Source organism: Sulfuriferula thiophila (genome assembly GCF_003864975.1).
In the GTDB taxonomy this organism is placed as follows: Bacteria; Pseudomonadota; Gammaproteobacteria; order Burkholderiales; family Sulfuriferulaceae; genus Sulfuriferula; species Sulfuriferula thiophila.
Genome location: NZ_BHGL01000033.1, coordinates 116787 through 134105, shown reverse-complemented (window position 1 = coordinate 134105; position 17319 = coordinate 116787). Strand labels below are relative to the sequence as shown.

Annotated in this window: 15 protein-coding genes and 2 tRNA genes; all 17 read right to left on the bottom strand. The window is 49.7% G+C overall.

The genetic code is table 11. The features are described 5' to 3' along the window. Window positions 1–378: 378 nt before the first annotated feature. A complete protein-coding gene (locus tag EJE49_RS10435; protein ID WP_124950534.1) occupies window positions 379–1779 on the bottom strand; it encodes a diguanylate cyclase domain-containing protein in 1401 nt (466 codons plus the stop codon). Further along, on the bottom strand, window positions 1776–2696 hold the full coding sequence (locus EJE49_RS10430; RefSeq protein ID WP_189941843.1) for an ABC transporter substrate-binding protein: 921 nt from the start codon (window positions 2694–2696) through the stop codon (window positions 1776–1778). The genes EJE49_RS10435 and EJE49_RS10430 overlap by 4 nt, the downstream gene beginning before the upstream one ends. Before the next feature lie 4 nt (window positions 2697–2700). Further along, window positions 2701–4626, bottom strand: coding sequence for a TonB-dependent receptor plug domain-containing protein (locus tag EJE49_RS10425; protein WP_124950530.1), 1926 nt, complete (start codon window positions 4624–4626; stop codon window positions 2701–2703). A gap of 212 nt (window positions 4627–4838) precedes the next feature. Then, complete coding sequence (locus tag EJE49_RS10420; RefSeq protein ID WP_124950528.1) at window positions 4839–5426, bottom strand: YceI family protein; 588 nt, start codon at window positions 5424–5426, stop codon at window positions 4839–4841. Window positions 5427–5546: 120 nt separating this feature from the next. After that, window positions 5547–6833 (bottom strand): putative porin, encoded by a 1287-nt coding sequence (locus tag EJE49_RS10415; protein WP_124950526.1) that lies wholly within the window; start codon window positions 6831–6833, stop codon window positions 5547–5549. Window positions 6834–6894: 61 nt separating this feature from the next. Next, complete coding sequence (locus EJE49_RS10410; protein WP_124950524.1) at window positions 6895–7386, bottom strand: hypothetical protein; 492 nt, start codon at window positions 7384–7386, stop codon at window positions 6895–6897. Further along, window positions 7383–8339, bottom strand: coding sequence for an FAD:protein FMN transferase (locus EJE49_RS10405; protein WP_124950522.1), 957 nt, complete (start codon window positions 8337–8339; stop codon window positions 7383–7385). Before EJE49_RS10405 ends, EJE49_RS10410 begins: the two co-directional genes overlap by 4 nt. Next, window positions 8336–8881: an FMN-binding protein gene (locus tag EJE49_RS10400; RefSeq protein ID WP_124950520.1), complete on the bottom strand. Its 546-nt coding sequence runs from the start codon at window positions 8879–8881 to the stop codon at window positions 8336–8338. The genes EJE49_RS10405 and EJE49_RS10400 overlap by 4 nt, the downstream gene beginning before the upstream one ends. Before the next feature lie 9 nt (window positions 8882–8890). Next, on the bottom strand, window positions 8891–9796 hold the full coding sequence (locus EJE49_RS10395) for a DUF6662 family protein (RefSeq protein WP_223246918.1): 906 nt from the start codon (window positions 9794–9796) through the stop codon (window positions 8891–8893). A gap of 80 nt (window positions 9797–9876) precedes the next feature. Beyond that, entirely contained in the window at window positions 9877–10059 is a 183-nt protein-coding gene (gene hemP, locus EJE49_RS14380; protein WP_124950518.1) for a hemin uptake protein HemP, read from the bottom strand. A 242-nt stretch (window positions 10060–10301) separates the two neighbouring features. Continuing rightward, window positions 10302–10378: transfer RNA gene (locus tag EJE49_RS10385), tRNA-Asp, on the bottom strand. A 57-nt stretch (window positions 10379–10435) separates the two neighbouring features. Then, window positions 10436–10511, bottom strand: a tRNA-Glu gene (locus EJE49_RS10380). Between the two features lie 36 nt (window positions 10512–10547). Next, window positions 10548–10727, bottom strand: a complete 180-nt coding sequence (locus tag EJE49_RS10375; protein ID WP_124950876.1) for a hypothetical protein — start codon at window positions 10725–10727, stop codon at window positions 10548–10550. A 232-nt stretch (window positions 10728–10959) separates the two neighbouring features. Then, on the bottom strand, window positions 10960–11514 hold the full coding sequence (locus EJE49_RS10370) for a response regulator (RefSeq protein WP_124950516.1): 555 nt from the start codon (window positions 11512–11514) through the stop codon (window positions 10960–10962). A 1-nt stretch (window position 11515) separates the two neighbouring features. After that, the gene (gene nosR, locus EJE49_RS10365; protein ID WP_124950514.1) at window positions 11516–12862 is read right to left on the bottom strand and encodes a response regulator c-di-GMP phosphodiesterase, NosR family; all 1347 of its coding nucleotides are present in this window, start codon (window positions 12860–12862) and stop codon (window positions 11516–11518) included. A gap of 109 nt (window positions 12863–12971) precedes the next feature. Then, on the bottom strand, window positions 12972–14525 hold the full coding sequence (locus EJE49_RS10360; RefSeq protein WP_223246917.1) for an ATP-binding protein: 1554 nt from the start codon (window positions 14523–14525) through the stop codon (window positions 12972–12974). Window positions 14526–14586: 61 nt separating this feature from the next. Continuing rightward, window positions 14587–17319 (bottom strand): PAS domain S-box protein (locus tag EJE49_RS10355; protein WP_124950512.1); only part of this gene is annotated, 2733 nt, incomplete at its 5' end.

Genomic DNA, 17319 nt, shown 5'->3' with positions numbered 1-17319 from the left:
GCAAGGCTACTGTTGCAGCAGATGGCGCAGCCCTAAGAAGTCTCACCACTATACTCGCCCCTATGACCATGAGGTGAATCCTGCCCACTTAAATCCAGCACAAACAGCAGACTTGTTGCCCGTTTTGCAGCATTTAACAAAATACAGGTCTGATTGAGTGGGTAGTGCCTTTACCCTGCTGCAGTCGTATTACTCGGTGAATCGGGGATAGGCCAAGAACTGGCAGTTAGGCGGCGCGTGCAGCAACCATCGACATCAAGGCCCTGTTATTCAGGTTGATGCTCCGGCGTTACCAAAAGCCTGGTTGGAAGAAAAACTGTTGGACTACGAGAAAGACGCTTTCTCGGGTACGAAGCAGACTCCGTTAATAACGACTGCTTAAGTCGGTGCCTGATAAAAGCTAATACGATTTCGGCCCTCAGCTTTTGCCTGATACATGGCCAAGTCTGCCCGGGTAAGTATATCGTTCTGCCCGGTCTCGTCATTTAAGAACAGCGCAACGCCGATACTGGATGTGCAATGATGCTCGATGACGGCCTCCGCTTTGCCTTCGGTCTGGTAGCGCAGCACATACGCTTCACCTAAAGCCATGCGGATCTTTTCTGCGATGATTCCGACCTGCTTGATGGATTCCGTTTTATCCACATCCAGCTCACTGATCATCACCACGAACTCATCACCGCCGAAACGGGCCACCGTGTCCATCGCCCGCATGCAATTACTGATACGCTGCGCGGCTTCGACCAGTAATAAATCGCCAACAGCATGCCCGTATTTATCATTGAGTGGCTTGAAATTATCCAGATCCAGGAACATCAACGCACCAAAACGCCCAGTACGACTGCTGGCAGATATCGCCTGCGCCAGACGATCTTCCAGCATGCGCCGGTTTGGTAGCTTGGTCAGCGTGTCGTAGAACGCCAAGGTGCGCAATTGCAGCGTAGCTTCATCAATACGCTGCTGCAATATCCCGCGCTCATGCTGCAATTGTGCCGCCATATCATTAATGCCCTGCGCCAGGGTATGCAATTCACTGATATCGCTGCTGACCACAACCCGCGTACCCAGATTACCCGAGCCAATCGCATGCACTGCATCACTCAACTTGCCTATCGGATACGTTATGCGACGACTGCCGCGATAAACCGCATAGAAAGTGATCACCAGAAACAACAATGTCGGCAACACCGTGACTAGCAACAAACGCTGTTTCAACTTCTGCGTATGTGCCCAGCCCATTTTAACGATGACGGCGCCCAGCTGGGTTACCGCAGGCCGGGCTTCAAGCTCGTCAAGCGCAACCTGAGTCGAATTAATCGGCTGATAGATCAGCAGACTGTCGCTACTGTTATGAATGGGTGACTGCGAATTCACCAGCGCACTCATTTTCGTCACGCTTGCAGCCGAAGGCAGTACTATCTCGTTTGCATCTCCTCTTTCCGGCAACGCTGCATCACGCTCCTTACCCCCGGTAACGTTATGCACTTCAACCAAGGGTACGCCTGCTGCATTTTGGATAATGACGCCGCTCACGTCAGCCTGCATCAGCACACCCTGCGCAATATTTTTAAGGAATAACTGGTTATTGGAATACACCCCGTATTCACTGCTGGAAGCAAGCTGATGGGCAATCAGATTGCCGCGCACCAGCAAATCCCGATTCAGGTCCTTGAAACGATCTTGCAGGAAAAAAACCTCCATGCTGATTGCCATGATCAGCAACGGCGCCAGCGTCAGCCAGGCGACGTATTTGCGAATTCCATATCTCGTGCGCATCATCGCATCTTCCTTTTTGCGTTATCCATCTGTGCGCGCAGCGTCTCGGGTGACTGCAACGGTACAGATAAAGTTCGCGCTACTTCCTGATTGACGGCTATCGTGAACGACGATGGATATTGCGCGTCAGGTAACTGGTGAGTCTGGGCAAATGTCAGAACCGCCGCACTGGTTTGCGTGGCAATCTGCTCCGGTGTCGAGAAAATCGCGCACAGCGCGCCCGCATTGACATAGGATTGAGACAGCCCGATTAATGGCACGCCATGCCGGTATGTAGTAAGCAAAATATTGCGGATATTATTACTGCTGTAGATGACACTATCAGGTATGGCAAACAGCACATCATTGTTATCCAGCAAAGCTTCCAGACTGGAAAACAAGGCATCAGGTGCATTCAGCAACTGCAAATTCAACACGCTGCCATTCCGCGATATTTCCTTACTCAATCCGGACAGGTCGAGATGTGTGCCTTGGGAATACAGCAAACCGATCCGGCTGCGATCTGGCAGCACCGCATGCAGAAAATCCGCCTGACGATCCCAGGGCTGATCCAGATAGATCGCCGACATGCCTTTAGCCCGGCGGTGCTTGCTGAGCAACTCCTCGTAACTGTTTCTGGGTAGCATGGTTGCCAGAATCGGCGTGCTGGTTTTTGCAGCCACCCACACTGTGGCTTTGGTCCCTACCGTAACGATCAAATCTGATTGCGGCGTACCGACAGCAAAATCTTCCGCATGTTCCAGCACCGACACATGCAGCGCAGCAGGCAGGCTTTGGGAAAATGTTCGGGAAAAAGACTGGTACGGCGCGGTGTTATCACTCAGCACCAGCAATACGCGCAGATTCTCTGCAAGCGCAGACACAGGCATGAATTGCAGCAGGCATAAGCACGCCAGCAGCGCGTTCCGCCATACGCGCATGCGATTAATATTGAACTGAGGCAGTAAGGAAAACACGACGGTTGAATTGATTCTGAACAACGTAATCCGTATAAGGGGTGCCCGACAAATGCTGCACAACCAGTGCGACTTCACCTCGGTTACCGGCATTATCCAGCTTGAATTGCTTGGCGACCCTCACATCCACACGCCGGGTAAAGGCCTGCAGATCATTCGGTCCGCGATCTATTGGCAACATAGCGCCCTGCTGGTAGTACCCGAGGCTAAGAGCGACGTCATTAGAAAATGTTTTAGAATATAACGCGCTAATCATATGTTTAGGCATAGTACCGCTGTAAGCACTTGCATAGGGTAATTTTACCTCACTGCTCATCAACTGGAACGTATAGTTGAACGTCAGCAGATTATGATCGCCCCACTGATGCTTGGTAGTCACTTCCACACCATGATGTTCGGCATCGAACAAATTCACGAAATTTTTGGGTTCGAGGTCAGTTTCGTAAATAATGTCACGCAGCTGATCCTTATAAACACGGATATCCACGGATGTGCCATATTTCGGGAACTCACCCAGATAGCCGATTTCCCGCGACAAAATCCTTTCCGGCCGTAACCCGCCCTGCGCCAGATAAAAAGTGTAATCGACAGGCGGTGGAAAATGATAGTTGGCGCGTTCTTCATACACTGAAGGGTTACGGTAGGCTTTGGAGATACCAATGCGAAATGTCTGTTTAGCTGTCAGCTTATAAATCAATGCAACGCGCGGCGACAGATTGGTCTGACCAAGGCCGCTGTTCTCCAGCAGAGCGCCGGTATTCAGCAGCCATTTAGGTGTCATGCGCCACTCATCATGCGCAAACAGGGTAGCCGAGTTGACGGTCTGCTCAGTAAGAAACCGGCTGGGTGCCAACGTCCAGTCGCGACGCACCGAAGCCCCCCACACCAGCCGGTTGGTGAGCGAGGTATGGATAGTATGCTGCAGCTCCAGATCGTCTCGCGTATTGGTGTAGCTGTCACTGAGCGGGACAGCCGGTTCCAGCGTATTCAGCACATCCTGATAGATATGGTAGTACTGTAATTTCAGCTCATCCCCGCCCGCCAGGCTGCGCAACCATGTGAGTTGCGCAAAATTTTCATGATTGTGCTTATCGTGCGGCGTATTCGGGCTGCCATTGTTAGTACCATCGCCTCGCGGACCTTCGGTATAACCCAGCTGAAAATCAAAGCTATCCACGCCATTAGGGTGGTAGTTGCTACGCAGATTGAACATGCGCGTCTTGTGGCTATCGTTATTGATATCGTACTGATTGGCATCATAACCGTGATCGCTGCGATACCCGACACTCATACGATAGTCAAGATTGGCACCACGCTTACCCATGCTGACGTTTGCATCGGCAATACCGCCATTGCCTCTGGTAACACTGGCTTTGAATCCTTCAAATGCACCGGCATCACGCGTGATGATATTGATTACACCTTGCGTGGAGTTTCCACCATATGAAGCAGCAGCGGGGCCACGTATGACTTCAATCCGCTCGATGTCATCAATCTGCAGAGGCAAGTCCTCCCAGGCGACAGCACCTATCGGCGGCATGAATACCGAACGGCCATCCACCTGCACCTGCATACGCCGTGCCGAGTCATCGGTAGTGCCGTGATAAGAGACTATCGGCGAGGTACCAGTAAACGCACTGACGTACATACCGGGCACCAACCTGAACAGATCCGGTATGGTGCGGAAACCGGACGCCTTGATCATCGCCCGGTCGATCACTGTCATGGCATTCGGCGCTTCATTCAGCGGCTGCGACAGGCGTGACGCACTCAGCACCACAGGAAATTCTTGCAGATAATCCAGTTCGCTGGGAACATCGGTTGCCCATACAGATTGCGCGCCAGAACACGCCAACAATGCAATTAAGTAACGAAACTCCCGAGATATACCCATAATGACAGCTTGACTCTTTTTATTATCTGACTTGAATTAACTGCAGAGTCTACCTGAGCATATTCGCAACGTATGTAGGCACAAATCTTACTGATTTTCCAGTATTTTTTACCACCAACGCCAAGCAGGATAAATATTGCCAAGCCAGGAATTGCATGCTGCGGCAGAGGATAAAAACTGGCAACCGCACTGCCGCAGTTGCCAGCCTGTCATTAATGCTGAAATACCAGGGTAAAGTTGACCGGTACAGCCAGAGAAATCTCGGACAATCCTGCAATTTCCCGCAACTTGTCGATCCCGGCAGCCAGATCATACTGATCCGCATTAATGATAATTGGCGATTTGGTCACCACCTGCAAGCGGTCATGCTTAAGTCTAACCATACGCAATGTCGCTTTGGCATCCTGCGTTTTACCATGCATGGCAAGCTTGCCATTCACCGCCATATCCAGATAATCACCGACTTTGAGCGCGCTTACTTTGCTTAAATCGACTTGACCGTCAAACTCGGCAACTGGGAATTGCGCGATTTCAAACAGCATGGTCTTGACCCGTTCATTGCGAATCGGAATCTGTGTTTCCACGCTGGACAAATCGATCACCAGATGAATATTCCCCGCATCGCTGACTTCTCCGCTGAGCTTCTGGAATTGATGCACTTCAGCGATATTGGCTTTCTTGACGCTGATAAAGTTCAAATTGGAAGCATTATTATCAAGCTTCCATTGCGCATAGGCCGGTGAGGCCAGCATTGCGACAACAAGACTACTGATCAGGCTGAATTGCTGGATACGGTTCATGTCCACTCCCACTGTAAAAGTTTATCTTACAAACCTTCGCGTATAGTAAACACAAATATAATCAACAGCAACAGCTTTAATCAGGCGCGCCAATAAGAACAAACGCGCCTGTTATCAAGCCTAAAACATCCAGCCCACCCCAAGGTTGAAGCGGTCTTTCAACGGATCCGTTTTATAGTTCTGCCAGTCTGCCTTGAATACCACTTCACGACTGAGATTGAAATTGGCGCCCAGCGTTGTCACTGTCTCATCGTTCAATGGATTGGCCGTATATCCAGCATCAACACTAGCCTGAGTGTTAAATCGCTCATAACGCACAAACGGTGTCAGCCGCATCTCGTCTTTGCGCCATACGTGGTAAGCCAGTTGGCCATACCAGCCGTAAAAAGACTTTGGCGCGGCATCTTTACCATCACCAGGCACAATAACAGCCGCATCATTAATGGCTTGGGTATCACCAAGAGTACCGCGCGCATACAGGGCCTGCATCTCCAGATTGCCTACGCTGTATTTGCCGTGAATATCCCACAACGTCAATCGCGCATTTTTACCTTGCAAAGCCGGACTGGTTATATCACTCACGCCATTCTGCGCAGTGTTGCCGGTAAACACGCCACCGCCCAGCAGCCAGCCTGGCTGACGATAATTCAGTCCGGCATACAGCGCCAGATTATTTGCCGCTGCCTGACTGGCTTCGCCATGCATGTCCTTGATGCCATACGCCGCATTACCCGCATATTTAGTGGCATCAAAACCACTGGAAATACCCGCGTTATATTCCAGTGAACTATCCAGCAACTTGCCCTGCAGCCCTAGCCCTGCCTCGCGCCAGGTCGTAGGGATGATGCGCGTTTCCACTTCATTTCGGAATACGCCGTAATAGGTGGGTGGCTCGTGGGTTTCATTCAGGATACCCAGCGGCATCAACATCAAGCCGGCACGTAAATTAACCTTGGGCAGCAGGTTGTATTCGATGTAAGCCTGCTCAATCTCCGCTTCACCCTTATCACCTGCGCTGGCAATAGCGTGCTCAATCTCGAATTCGGAATACATGCGCAAACGATCATTGAAACGATGCCCAAAAAACAGCACAAAACGATTAAGATCAATCTGATCCTTGACCGAGCCGTCTTTATAATTGCTATAAGCCACTTCGCCATAGCCGCCGATACTCGTATCGTTGCTGGTTTCAGGCACAGCGTCAGCCACCGCCGCCTTAACAGCAGTATCGACTTGCTGCATGCGCGCAGCCTTCTCTTCAGCCAACTGCTGTTTCAATGCCTGCATTTCCTGCTGCAACTGCTCCAGCTTTTGCTCCAGCGTTGCTGTCGTCGCATCTGCATGCGCATTAAAAGACAGTGTTAACAGTGCAGTCAGCACACTGAGTTTAAATTTATTGGCTTGCATGGAATTTCCCTTGATCTATAAAAATTGGGTGAGACGGGGCATTTGTTGCCATTATTGGCGCTTAAGGCGTCTCTGATGTGTGTGCCACCGGATTAAATACAGTGACAGCGCGGCGCCGGCCCCGCCAGATGTGCACGATCAGCATCAGCGGCAGCAACAGGCCAACGATCCAGTGCAGCAGCGGCAACCAGGCTTCGTTGTCATCGCTGCTGAAGTAATACAGCGCATACCCCGTCAGTGCCAGCCACAGAAATAGCGCTTCCATGGCGAAACCGGTCAGGCGATTCTTTTTTAGATGCCAGGCCCGGCGGGCATGGATAGGCAGCACCGAACCGATAGCAACCAGTACTGCAAATCCCATCAGGCCATGCAAGCGCAACCACCAGATTTCCAATGGATTAGGCGCATCACCGAAATCACCCGCCACACGCAGGTAATAATGGAAACCCAGCCAGGCCAGACCCGATAGCCAAAGCAGCGTAACGACAGCATACAAGGCATATTTATGCGGTTTGGCAAAGCGTATAGGGAGCGGTAAATGCTGATATTTCATGATATGACCCGAGTTTGCCAGCTGGCAGGATTAAGACGTGAGGTATCAAATACCCGACAGCCGCCCGTTGCAACATCCGGCACCAGCATCACCGCGCGAGCCTCGAACTGCCCCAGCAATGCCACTGCGCGCTCAGGGTCAGCATGAACGACCTTGGTTAATGCATCCGCCGTCATACAGTCATTCGCCAATACGGTAACGCTACGCTGCACACCGGCTGCGCTGCGTGTATGAGGATTAATCAAGGGTGTAACCATGCGCCCCTGATAGCGGCGCTGAGTGTAGTAGCCAGCCGAAGTTGCTGCAGCACCTTGTTTCAGCTCAACAATAGGCAGCATCTGTTCAGGCACGGCAGGATGACGCACATGGACAATTTGCGCATGCTCGCCAAACACCCGCAAATCACCACCCGCATTAACCCGACCACTGGCCATGCCCGCAGCCTGCAACACGGCGATTGCCCTATCCACGGCATAACCTTTAGCAATACCGGAAACATCTATGCGTAACCGGCGCTTAAGCTGAACCTGATGATCCGGCAGCAAAGCCACATGCTGCCAGTTACCCTGTCCGGAAATACGGGGAAATCCCGCGTGACGTGGCAAAAATCCCAGTTTGGTCAATGTTGGCGCCACAGTAATATCAAACAACCCATCACTTGCAGCAGAGAATTTTTCCGCTGCTGCCAGCACCGCCCATGTGGCTGGCGCCACGGCAACCGGACTTACAAAGCCATCCCGATTGATACGGGAAATATCCGAGTCCGCCAACTGGTAACTCATCAATTGATGCACCCGCTCAACCTCGGCAAACGCAGCCGAAATAGCCATTTGCACAGCATCGGCATTCTCACCATGCGCAGCTATTTCTACGAACGTGCCGAGTAATGGGCGTGCGCGTACGCACTCCACGAGCTCGGGTGATGCTGAGTGCTGGCTGCCGGCTAAAGTCATTTAAGTACCGTCGCGTAAGTCGCCAACAGCCGCTTGACGCCGTCCGTAAGATGCTTGCACGACAGCGTCGCGCCACTGATATTCTTGATATCCTCATCCAGCTTCAAGGTATCGCCCGCTTTCTTGCCGGTAAACTGAGCACGCCATTTCGCATTATTCACTTCGCTGCCATGAGTTTCACGGTAATCAAGTATCTCTACCCCCTTGACCGCGCCATCCATACCCAGCGCCACGGCGTAAGTTATAAACTCATGCTTGCCATAGACCTCATCCAGCAAAAACCAGCCGCTCGGCTTACCGCCCTGGATCGCACGCCAGGCTTTGATTTCAGCAACCCGGACGCGCACACCCGAGCTGGCCTCAATCGCGCTTTTCTGCTCAGCAGTCAATTGTATGGTGCGGGCTTCAAACCCTTCCGCAGCCGGAAACAGCACTTTCTGCGCCTGTTCCACATTCATGTACTGCACTGCATATGCCGGCGCGGAAGCAACAGCAGGGATAATCAATGCAGGCACCATTAACCAGCGGTCATAATTGCTCATGTCTATTCCTTAAAAATTGAATCCAACTTTCACCCGAAATTCCTGCTTGGTTTTTTCTATCAAATGCAAACTCGTATCCGTTTGCCCAGGATAAGTCTCGAATCCGCCACCCGCCAGTTGCGGCAACCAGGTCGCGGTAAACCACCAGTCTTTCGCGCCATAATGCACGTTAGGGCCGGCCTGCACTGACCATCGTTCGCGGCCTACCTGGGTTTCGTATTCAGAGTCATACATCATCTCCGCGCCCACAAACCAGTTTGGCGCGACACGATAGGAAAGCCCTGTACCCGCCAATATGCCTATCTCCATTTCTGGCGTAGTCGGCCACTGCTCCTCCGTCAAGTTCGCCCCGGCTATCGGCAAGCGTACTGCGTATGTTGACTCCAGCCCCACGTTACCTACCCAAACCAGCTGATCATCGAGAAAGTTTTTTTGTGCCAGCAACCACGCTTCAACCTGATAGGCATCCTTCTTCTGCCCGGAAGTCCTATCCAGTCGTTTATACGCACCGGACACATAAGCAGCCAAACCGAAATCATCTTTCGCCGGGCTGAGGAAGTTATATTTGGCTGACAACTCAACGCCCGATAACTGCATACCCGTATTAATGTCTGCCGGGATATAGCCATCAATCTGCAAACCCTGCGATTTCACAGCCTGTCCAAGAAGATAGGCTGCACCGGTAAAACGATCTGTGAAACCATGCTCCAATTCTGTTTTGCTGTCATACGCAGTGTATTCACCCATCCCTTTATCCCAGCGTCGGGTCAAATGCTGTACCACCTCGTTCGCACCTTTAGGCAAGGTTTCCGCACCTCTCAGATAACCGAACAGTGCTTCATCAGCTTGCGCCGTGCCTGCAGTTGCCATAAACACCGTTCCCAACATCATCACTTTATTCAATTTCGACATCATCCAGCCCCTATCAAGTAGTCAAGTTATTTATTGGCTGGCTTGCTCAAACATGAGCTGGCTGGCTATCTGTAAAGCTCAAATCATTTCGTCAATATCAATTTGCCATTGCGCGTACGGCGCAAACGATATTGCTCGCCATTGTGTGTAATTAACACCTCATCACCCTTACTGAATAACCGCTCACTGGGTATAGGCGATCCATCATTCAGCCGTACATGAGGAACTTCAGTATTGCTTGTCGCATGTGTAGTTTGATATGTCATCACTAATCTGTTTGATTTTGCAATTGAGAATGATTCGCATTATATACGTAAACAAAAATTATGCAACAGGGTATATCCAAAAATCAATTCAGCAGGCGAGCAATGCAGAAAATAAACGTACGAATGCCAAGCGCGGGATATAGTCTATTTAAAAGGAAAGGTATTACGAAGGGGTGAGATATTTGCTACTTAGCCATGAATATTGCCAAATTTAATAATTTGGCAATATTATGCATGTATGTTGGCGGAGTGGACGGGACTCGAACCCGCGACCCCCGGCGTGACAGGCCGGTATTCTAACCAACTGAACTACCACTCCTGAATCTAACCTGACGGTTAGAAAATAAACGGGTTGCATCGCTGCAACCCGTAAGATTGGCGTCCCCAACGAGATTCGAACTCGTGTTATCGCCGTGAAAGGGCGGTGTCCTAGGCCTCTAGACGATGGGGACAGAGGTAAAACTCAAGCTGCGCATTATAACAGCTTTTTACTTCTTTGAAAACTGGGTAATGGTAACTCCAGTCAACAAACCTGCAAAACCTGCAGGAATAATAGCGATCCAGATACTGGCCTCACCATATTTAACCAAATCAATAAAACCAAAAATCAAACCGAATATGCTCATCAGCAATCCGATCCAAATCATGATTACGCCAACTTTATGCATCTGCTGACCCAAGTTATTAACCAGTTAGCAAACTCACTAACCAATTGATTTGGTTTAATTTCCACACATACCCACTAGCCTTGTTAAGCGCTGCGCGTCTTGTCGAAGGCCCGAATTGTACCAGCTAAAACCCGCCTGTCAAGCGCAAATGTCAGCACAAAATCAAGCACGACACACACTGCAGATTTAAGCCCGTAAATACAGAACGTTACCAACAGCGCTGGCAAAACCGCTACACATCATTTTCATCAATAATGACCGAACCATCCGCTCCCCAATTCACTTTGGTAATACCGGGACTCTCCTCTTCAAGTCGTCGCAATGCCAATTCCTGCTTGGATAACTGCCCCTGCTGCATACGTACAATATCCGCCAGCCGCTGATTTTCCATGAGCAGCTTTCTAAATGAAAGCGCCTGCGAAATAGCAAACTTCAAATCATAGTCGTTCCACGGTTTGCTGATAAAACGGTAAATTTCAGCTTCATTGATAGCCTCCATTAAGCCCGCAAAATCAGCATAGCCACTCAACACCATGCGGGCAGCATTGGGCTGGATTTTCCTGAAGGCCTTGAGAAATTCGACGCCTCCCATTTCCGGCATACGATAATCTGAAATCACCAGATCAAAAGCAGCCACTTCTGCTCGCCGCAATGCATCCGATGGCGAATCAAATATCTCAACCGATAACTCAACTGACTCGCCCTCTATTTCAACACCACCCATCAATACGCGACGTAACGCGTTTAATATGTTTTTTTCATCATCCACGAGCATGATACGGTTCACATCAATCCCCTTTTTTTGCGTAAATCCAAATCGTAAATAATTGGTTTTCAAGCCGCTCGAAATTCTTGATTTGACCGATCAACTGCGCATCCAGAACATAATCCTTGGAGAGCAGCAAATTACCGTTATTACCCATCATATCTCTGGACAACTTCATACCTGCTTGCAGCTGCCCCGAGCTCAACATGATTTCGGGCCTGGTTTCTGCCGATTCAGCTACGGGTTTTGCCATCTTGCCAAGAAACGCATCAACCACAGTCGGATCATAACGATTACCGCGCCCTTCCTGAATATATGCCAGCGCTTCATTTTGATTCAAACGCTTATTCACTATGGTACCAAGCTGCACCGCATCATAGTCATTAGCAACCGCAAGAATCCGGGCGCCTAGAGGAATAGCCAACCCCGCCAATTTATCCGGATACCCCAAGCCGTCAAACCGCTCATGGTGCCCACGAATAAACTTCGCCGCACCATGCAACTGTTCCAACGCCATCAGCGCTGCTTCCCCCTTGGCTGGATGCTTTACAACTTCCGTCCTCTCCTCACTGGTCAGGCTGGAAAAAGATTTCTCCATTAAACGATCCGGCAATCCAATTTTGCCCACATCGTGCAACAACGCCGCTAAAAAAACATCCTGCACTTCAGCGTCCTTCATACCCAGACGCTGGGCCAGCGTCCTGGCAAGATCGGCAACCCGTCGCGAGTGCCCGGCCATTCGGCCTTCACGCATTTCAATCAAATTGGAGAATACACGGATAGAAGTAATGAAACTCTTTTTTAACTTCTCATGCGAAACTTCGAGAAAACCCATAGTCTGACGGACTTCTTCAGTGCGCGCCTTGACCCGGTCTTCCAATGTTGCATTGAGATTTTTTAATTCTTCATTCTGCTTGAGCGTCAGCGCTTCCAGACGGGTTTTTTCCCGCTCAAGCAGCTTGGTTTCCAACGCCTGCCTCACCGTCAGGGTAATATCATTATCTTCCCAGGGCTTGGAGATATACCGATATATCCGCCCTTTATTAATGGCATCAATAGTTGCACCGATTTCAGCATAACCGGTCAATAGTATCCGTACCGTATCCGGCCAGCCGTCCCTGACTTTTTCAAGAAATTCCGCCCCATTCATTTCAGGCATACGCATATCGGATATCACCAGATCTACGGTTTCACGCGCCATGATCTCCAGTCCTGCAGCACCACCTTCGGCAGTAAATATCCGGTATCCGAATGGTCGAAATAACCGTTTCAAGGCGGAAAGAATGTTAGCCTCATCATCCACAAACAACAGGGTTATGATTTCTTCCGGTTTGGCTTGCGGCAGTGCTGCGGATTGCATTTCGTTCATTTTTTCATCCATAATTCAACGCTCAGCCTACAGGGGTAACAACACCCTCCACAAAAACACCCACGCCCAATTTGGCTGCTACACGATACACCCATGCTCCTGGAGAGGATCACTGTTCAACAGGCAAACTCACTCTGAATGTCGTGCCTTTACCAACTTCACTTTGCACTTCTATCCTGCCATGGTGTTTCTTCATAATTCCATACGCCATTGACAGCCCCAACCCGGTCCCTTTTCCTATCGGCTTGGTAGTGAAAAAAGGATCAAATATCCGTTTCAGATTTTCCGGAGCGATCCCTTTTCCGGTATCGCTTACTTCGACCCATACCTCTTGCCCCTGTTGCCCGGTTCGAATAGTAATCGTGCCACGCTCTTCAATAGCATGAGCCGCATTGACCAGCAAATTCATAAATACCTGATTAAGCTGCGAAGACAGGCATTTCACTTCTGGAATATTGCCATACTCCTTGATCACTTCCGCCTTATATTTAATCTCGTTACTGACAATATTGAGCGTAGTATCGATGCCTCTCTGCAAGTCTGCCAGCTCCCACTCCTCAGTCACATCAACATGGGAAAAGTCTTTCAGGTCCTGCACTATTTTTTTAACGCGGGTGATACCGTCTTTTGATTCACCCATCAAGGCGGGCAGGTCTTCCTTTAAAAACGGCAAATCGAGTTTCTGTTTGGCCAACTGCAAACGCGCCAGTACGTCCCCATCAGTAATTGCGCTTTCAGCTAACTCATAGTTATCAACAATTTCAAACAAATTTTCCAGATATTTTTCCAGCGTCCCCAGATTGGAGTAGACAAAGCCGATAGGATTATTAATCTCATGCGCGACACCCGCCGCAAGCTGACCGACTGACGCCATTTTCTCCGACTGCATCAATTGACTCTGCGCTGCTTCCAGTTGCTCTATCAACACCTGCTGCTTCAATTGTTCTGCATGCAATGAGCGGTTACTCTGTTCCAGCGCTCTTAACAGATCCAGCCTTTCCAGCACGCGGGTCACATCGGGCAACAATTGCTCAAGCATAGTCAGGTCATCGCGAGAAAAAACACCTTCCCCCTCCCTGCCCAGCATAACGAATACGCCAACTGCCTTACCGCGTATGAAAACCGGCGCTACCAGCATAGGATTAGCCAGAATAGCTGGCATACTGCCGCTCGTCCCCTGGTTACTAACGACACCGGTGCCAGCACAGGCAGCGCGCAAGATATCGTGGAACACACTCGATTGTTTCAGTTCAGTTAACAGCGCTTCATTTGCTCCCGGACTTACCAAGCTTCTCGGGACACCCGCTCCGTCAAGCGACACATAAATCCCCACACGTGCCCCTGTAGCATCCTGCAAATCAACCAGCACATCCTCGAAAAACCGCTTGATATCACTTGATGTTTTTACCAGCTTGTCAGCCTGACTCAAACGCTCCTGAACATCCGCCATCACCACCATGCGGATACTGCCTGCTGCCAGACTATTCGCCTCCTGATTACTCACATCAAACCTGGCAGCAAGGCGTTCAAGCAACCGGTTAATGCTTTCCACCAGCACTATTGCCGCTTCATCTGCATCCGGCGGCAGGGGCACCGCCTGATGGAAATCACTGATTGCGTCAATCGTCATGATCAATGGATTATCACCAGGCATGTTCGGCATAAAAATCTGACTCCTGTTTAGCAACATACCAATGAAATATAAACAACATCCAGCGAACCGGTTAAGCATCCACCTGCACTTCTGATGGCACATGCCTGACTGGCAAACATACTCTAAACGTCGTTCCTCTGTCTACTTCGCTTTGCACTTCAATTCGGCCATGGTGTTTATGAATAATGCCATAGGAAAGCGACAAACCCAAACCTGTGCCCTTACCTATCGGTTTAGTGGTGAAAAACGGGTCGAATATTTTTTTAAGATTTTCAGGAGCAATGCCTTTACCTGTATCAGCAATTTCTACCCATACTTCATCATCACCCTGCCGCCCCGTCCGTATCGTGATAGTACCCCGTTCCTCAATAGCATGTACCGCATTGACAAGCAGATTCATGAACACCTGATTCAGCTGTGAAGAAAGGCACTCCACATCAGGTATCTCCTGATATTCTTTCACAACTTGCGCCTTGTATTTGATCTCGTTATTGACGATATTCAAGGTGCTATCTATTCCTTTTATCAAATCAGCCCAGTGCCACTCTTCTGCGGTATCCACATGGGAGAAATCTTTCAGATCCTGCACAATCTTCTTGACCCGGGTTATACCATCCCTGGACTCACTCATTAATGCAGACACATCCTCCTTCAAAAACTCCAGATCAAAATTTTTCTTGGCAGTCTGCAACCCTGCCAATATCCCGACATCGGCGATCATGGGCTCCGCGTGTTCGTACACTTCAACCATGCCAAACAGATCCTTCACATACTTTTCCAAAGTGCCTAGATTGGAATGCACATAACCAATAGGATTATTAATTTCATGCGCCACACCTGCCGCTAATTGACCAATAGAAGCCATTTTTTCCGATTGCAGCAACTGACTTTGGGTTTCCTGAAGCTGGCTATTAAGGGCGGCCACTTCTTCATAACGCCTGATCAACTCACCCTCTGTCCGTTTGCGCTCGGCAATATCACGCACTACAGCGATAAAACGGGCCTCTCCACCGCTGGGATGAATATATTGCAGTAACACCTCGACCGGGATTTCGTGGCCATCCTTGTGCCGATGCGTAGTCTCAAAAGTGATGGCGCTTTGCTGCCCAGACAGCAAAGGCTGCAGAATTTCCCGAAAATCCTCTGGCGTAAATTCGGACTTAAGGTCGAGCGGCGTCATTTGCAAAAGCGCCTCAATAGAATAACCAACCTGACTCGCTGCCCCCCGATTCACATAAATAAATCGCAGCGTATCCGGCGCAAACATGAATACGGAATCATGAGTCTGATCAAGGGTTGCTTTGAATTGATTTAAGGCATCTTCGATCTGCCGACGAGCTTCAATATCAGCTTCCAGAGCTTGCTTAGCCACCACAAGCTCATGCGTGCGTTCGTAGACTATTTGCTCAAGCTCTTCATGGCTGCGTTGCAATAACAATTCTGCACTTTTAGCCGGGGTGATATCTGTGCGTATCGAGATATAACGCTGCGGCAAACCATTGGCATCCACAAAAGGCACTATCGTTGTCTTGACCCAATAGAGACTGCCATCTTTTGCCAAATTGCAAACCTCGCCCTCCCACACCTTGCCACTGGCGATAGTTTTCCACATCGCCGCATAAAACTCCGGTTGATGGCAACCCGACTTCAGCACCCGATGGTTCAGCCCCAGCAACTCATCACGCCCATATTTGCTGATTTCGCAGAACTTGTCATTGACGTAGGTAATAACACCATTGACATCCGCAATACTGACAATAGCGTGCTGATCAAGTGCCGTTTTCTGGAACTGCAACTCAATGTTCGCGGCCTGAATCTGTTCAGCCATCCGGTTGCGCTCAGTCACATCATGGGCGACGCCAAGCACGCCCGTACATTGCCCGGTCTCATCAAAAATTGCCGTGCGCGAAGTGACATATTGCCGAGATACTCCTGAACGATTTGTCAAGGTTTTTTCATGATGAACAGTGCAACGAGTTTCAATTGCTTGCCGATCATCATTTTGACAGACTGCTCCGCTCTCGAACCATATATCATCATCCAGTAAGCCAACCACCTGTTCTGGCATCAATGCAGCAGCCTGTTCGAACTTTTGGTTAGCCCAAACATAACGTGAGTGACTGTTTTTCAACCACACCAGATCAGGAATATTATCCAGCAGGACACGCGCCTCCTGCTCTTTTAACCTCAGATTACCTACCAGCCCGGACATGCGCCGATTAACAAAGTACGCAATCAGCAGACTCAATAAGAAGGCAACGATGCCACTAACCACCATAGAGTAAACGGCACGCTGATAATTCTGCCTGGCTACCTCTGCAGCACTGTGTGTCCGATCAAACTGCAAATCAATAAGCTGTGCCAGCACGCCCAAGGTTTTGTCCTGAGCGGGAACAGCCTGATCTATCAGCAAATTGACTGCGTCACTGTTTTTGCCGTCCAATACCAATTGCAGCACCTGGTCCTGTATCGACGTGGCAATCGCCATGAACTTACGCTGCTGTTCTACCAATAGCTTTTCCTTGCCAACCAGCCCCTGATTGACTTCTTCATTGAATACCGTCATAAAACGCGGGGATAATGCATAGAAACGCTGAATCAATATGTCACGATCAAACACATCTTCAGTAGCAACGATCGACTGCAGCAAAATAATTCTTTCGCGGGCAATGAATTGCATTTTATAAGCCAGTTCAGCTTTTACATTATATTCATTAACAACCTGTTCTAGCTGCTGGTTGATGCTGTGCAATCGCGACAGCCCGAAAGTCACCAGAAAAACCATCAATAACATAACCACCAT

Bases quoted from the DNA above. Each gene is read 5' to 3' on its own strand.
- EJE49_RS10435 (WP_124950534.1), bottom strand. From the start codon at position 1,779: ATGATGCGCACGAGATATGGAATTCGCAAATACGTCGCCTGGCTGACG.
- EJE49_RS10430 (WP_189941843.1), bottom strand. From the start codon at position 2,696: ATGCGCGTATGGCGGAACGCGCTGCTGGCGTGCTTATGCCTGCTGCAA.
- EJE49_RS10425 (WP_124950530.1), bottom strand. From the start codon at position 4,626: ATGGGTATATCTCGGGAGTTTCGTTACTTAATTGCATTGTTGGCGTGT.
- EJE49_RS10420 (WP_124950528.1), bottom strand. From the start codon at position 5,426: ATGAACCGTATCCAGCAATTCAGCCTGATCAGTAGTCTTGTTGTCGCA.
- EJE49_RS10415 (WP_124950526.1), bottom strand. From the start codon at position 6,833: ATGCAAGCCAATAAATTTAAACTCAGTGTGCTGACTGCACTGTTAACA.
- EJE49_RS10410 (WP_124950524.1), bottom strand. From the start codon at position 7,386: ATGAAATATCAGCATTTACCGCTCCCTATACGCTTTGCCAAACCGCAT.
- EJE49_RS10405 (WP_124950522.1), bottom strand. From the start codon at position 8,339: ATGACTTTAGCCGGCAGCCAGCACTCAGCATCACCCGAGCTCGTGGAG.
- EJE49_RS10400 (WP_124950520.1), bottom strand. From the start codon at position 8,881: ATGAGCAATTATGACCGCTGGTTAATGGTGCCTGCATTGATTATCCCT.
- EJE49_RS10395 (WP_223246918.1), bottom strand. From the start codon at position 9,796: ATGATGTCGAAATTGAATAAAGTGATGATGTTGGGAACGGTGTTTATG.
- hemP (WP_124950518.1), bottom strand. From the start codon at position 10,059: ATGACATATCAAACTACACATGCGACAAGCAATACTGAAGTTCCTCAT.
- EJE49_RS10375 (WP_124950876.1), bottom strand. From the start codon at position 10,727: ATGCATAAAGTTGGCGTAATCATGATTTGGATCGGATTGCTGATGAGC.
- nosR (WP_124950514.1), bottom strand. From the start codon at position 12,862: ATGAACGAAATGCAATCCGCAGCACTGCCGCAAGCCAAACCGGAAGAA.
- EJE49_RS10360 (WP_223246917.1), bottom strand. From the start codon at position 14,525: ATGCCGAACATGCCTGGTGATAATCCATTGATCATGACGATTGACGCA.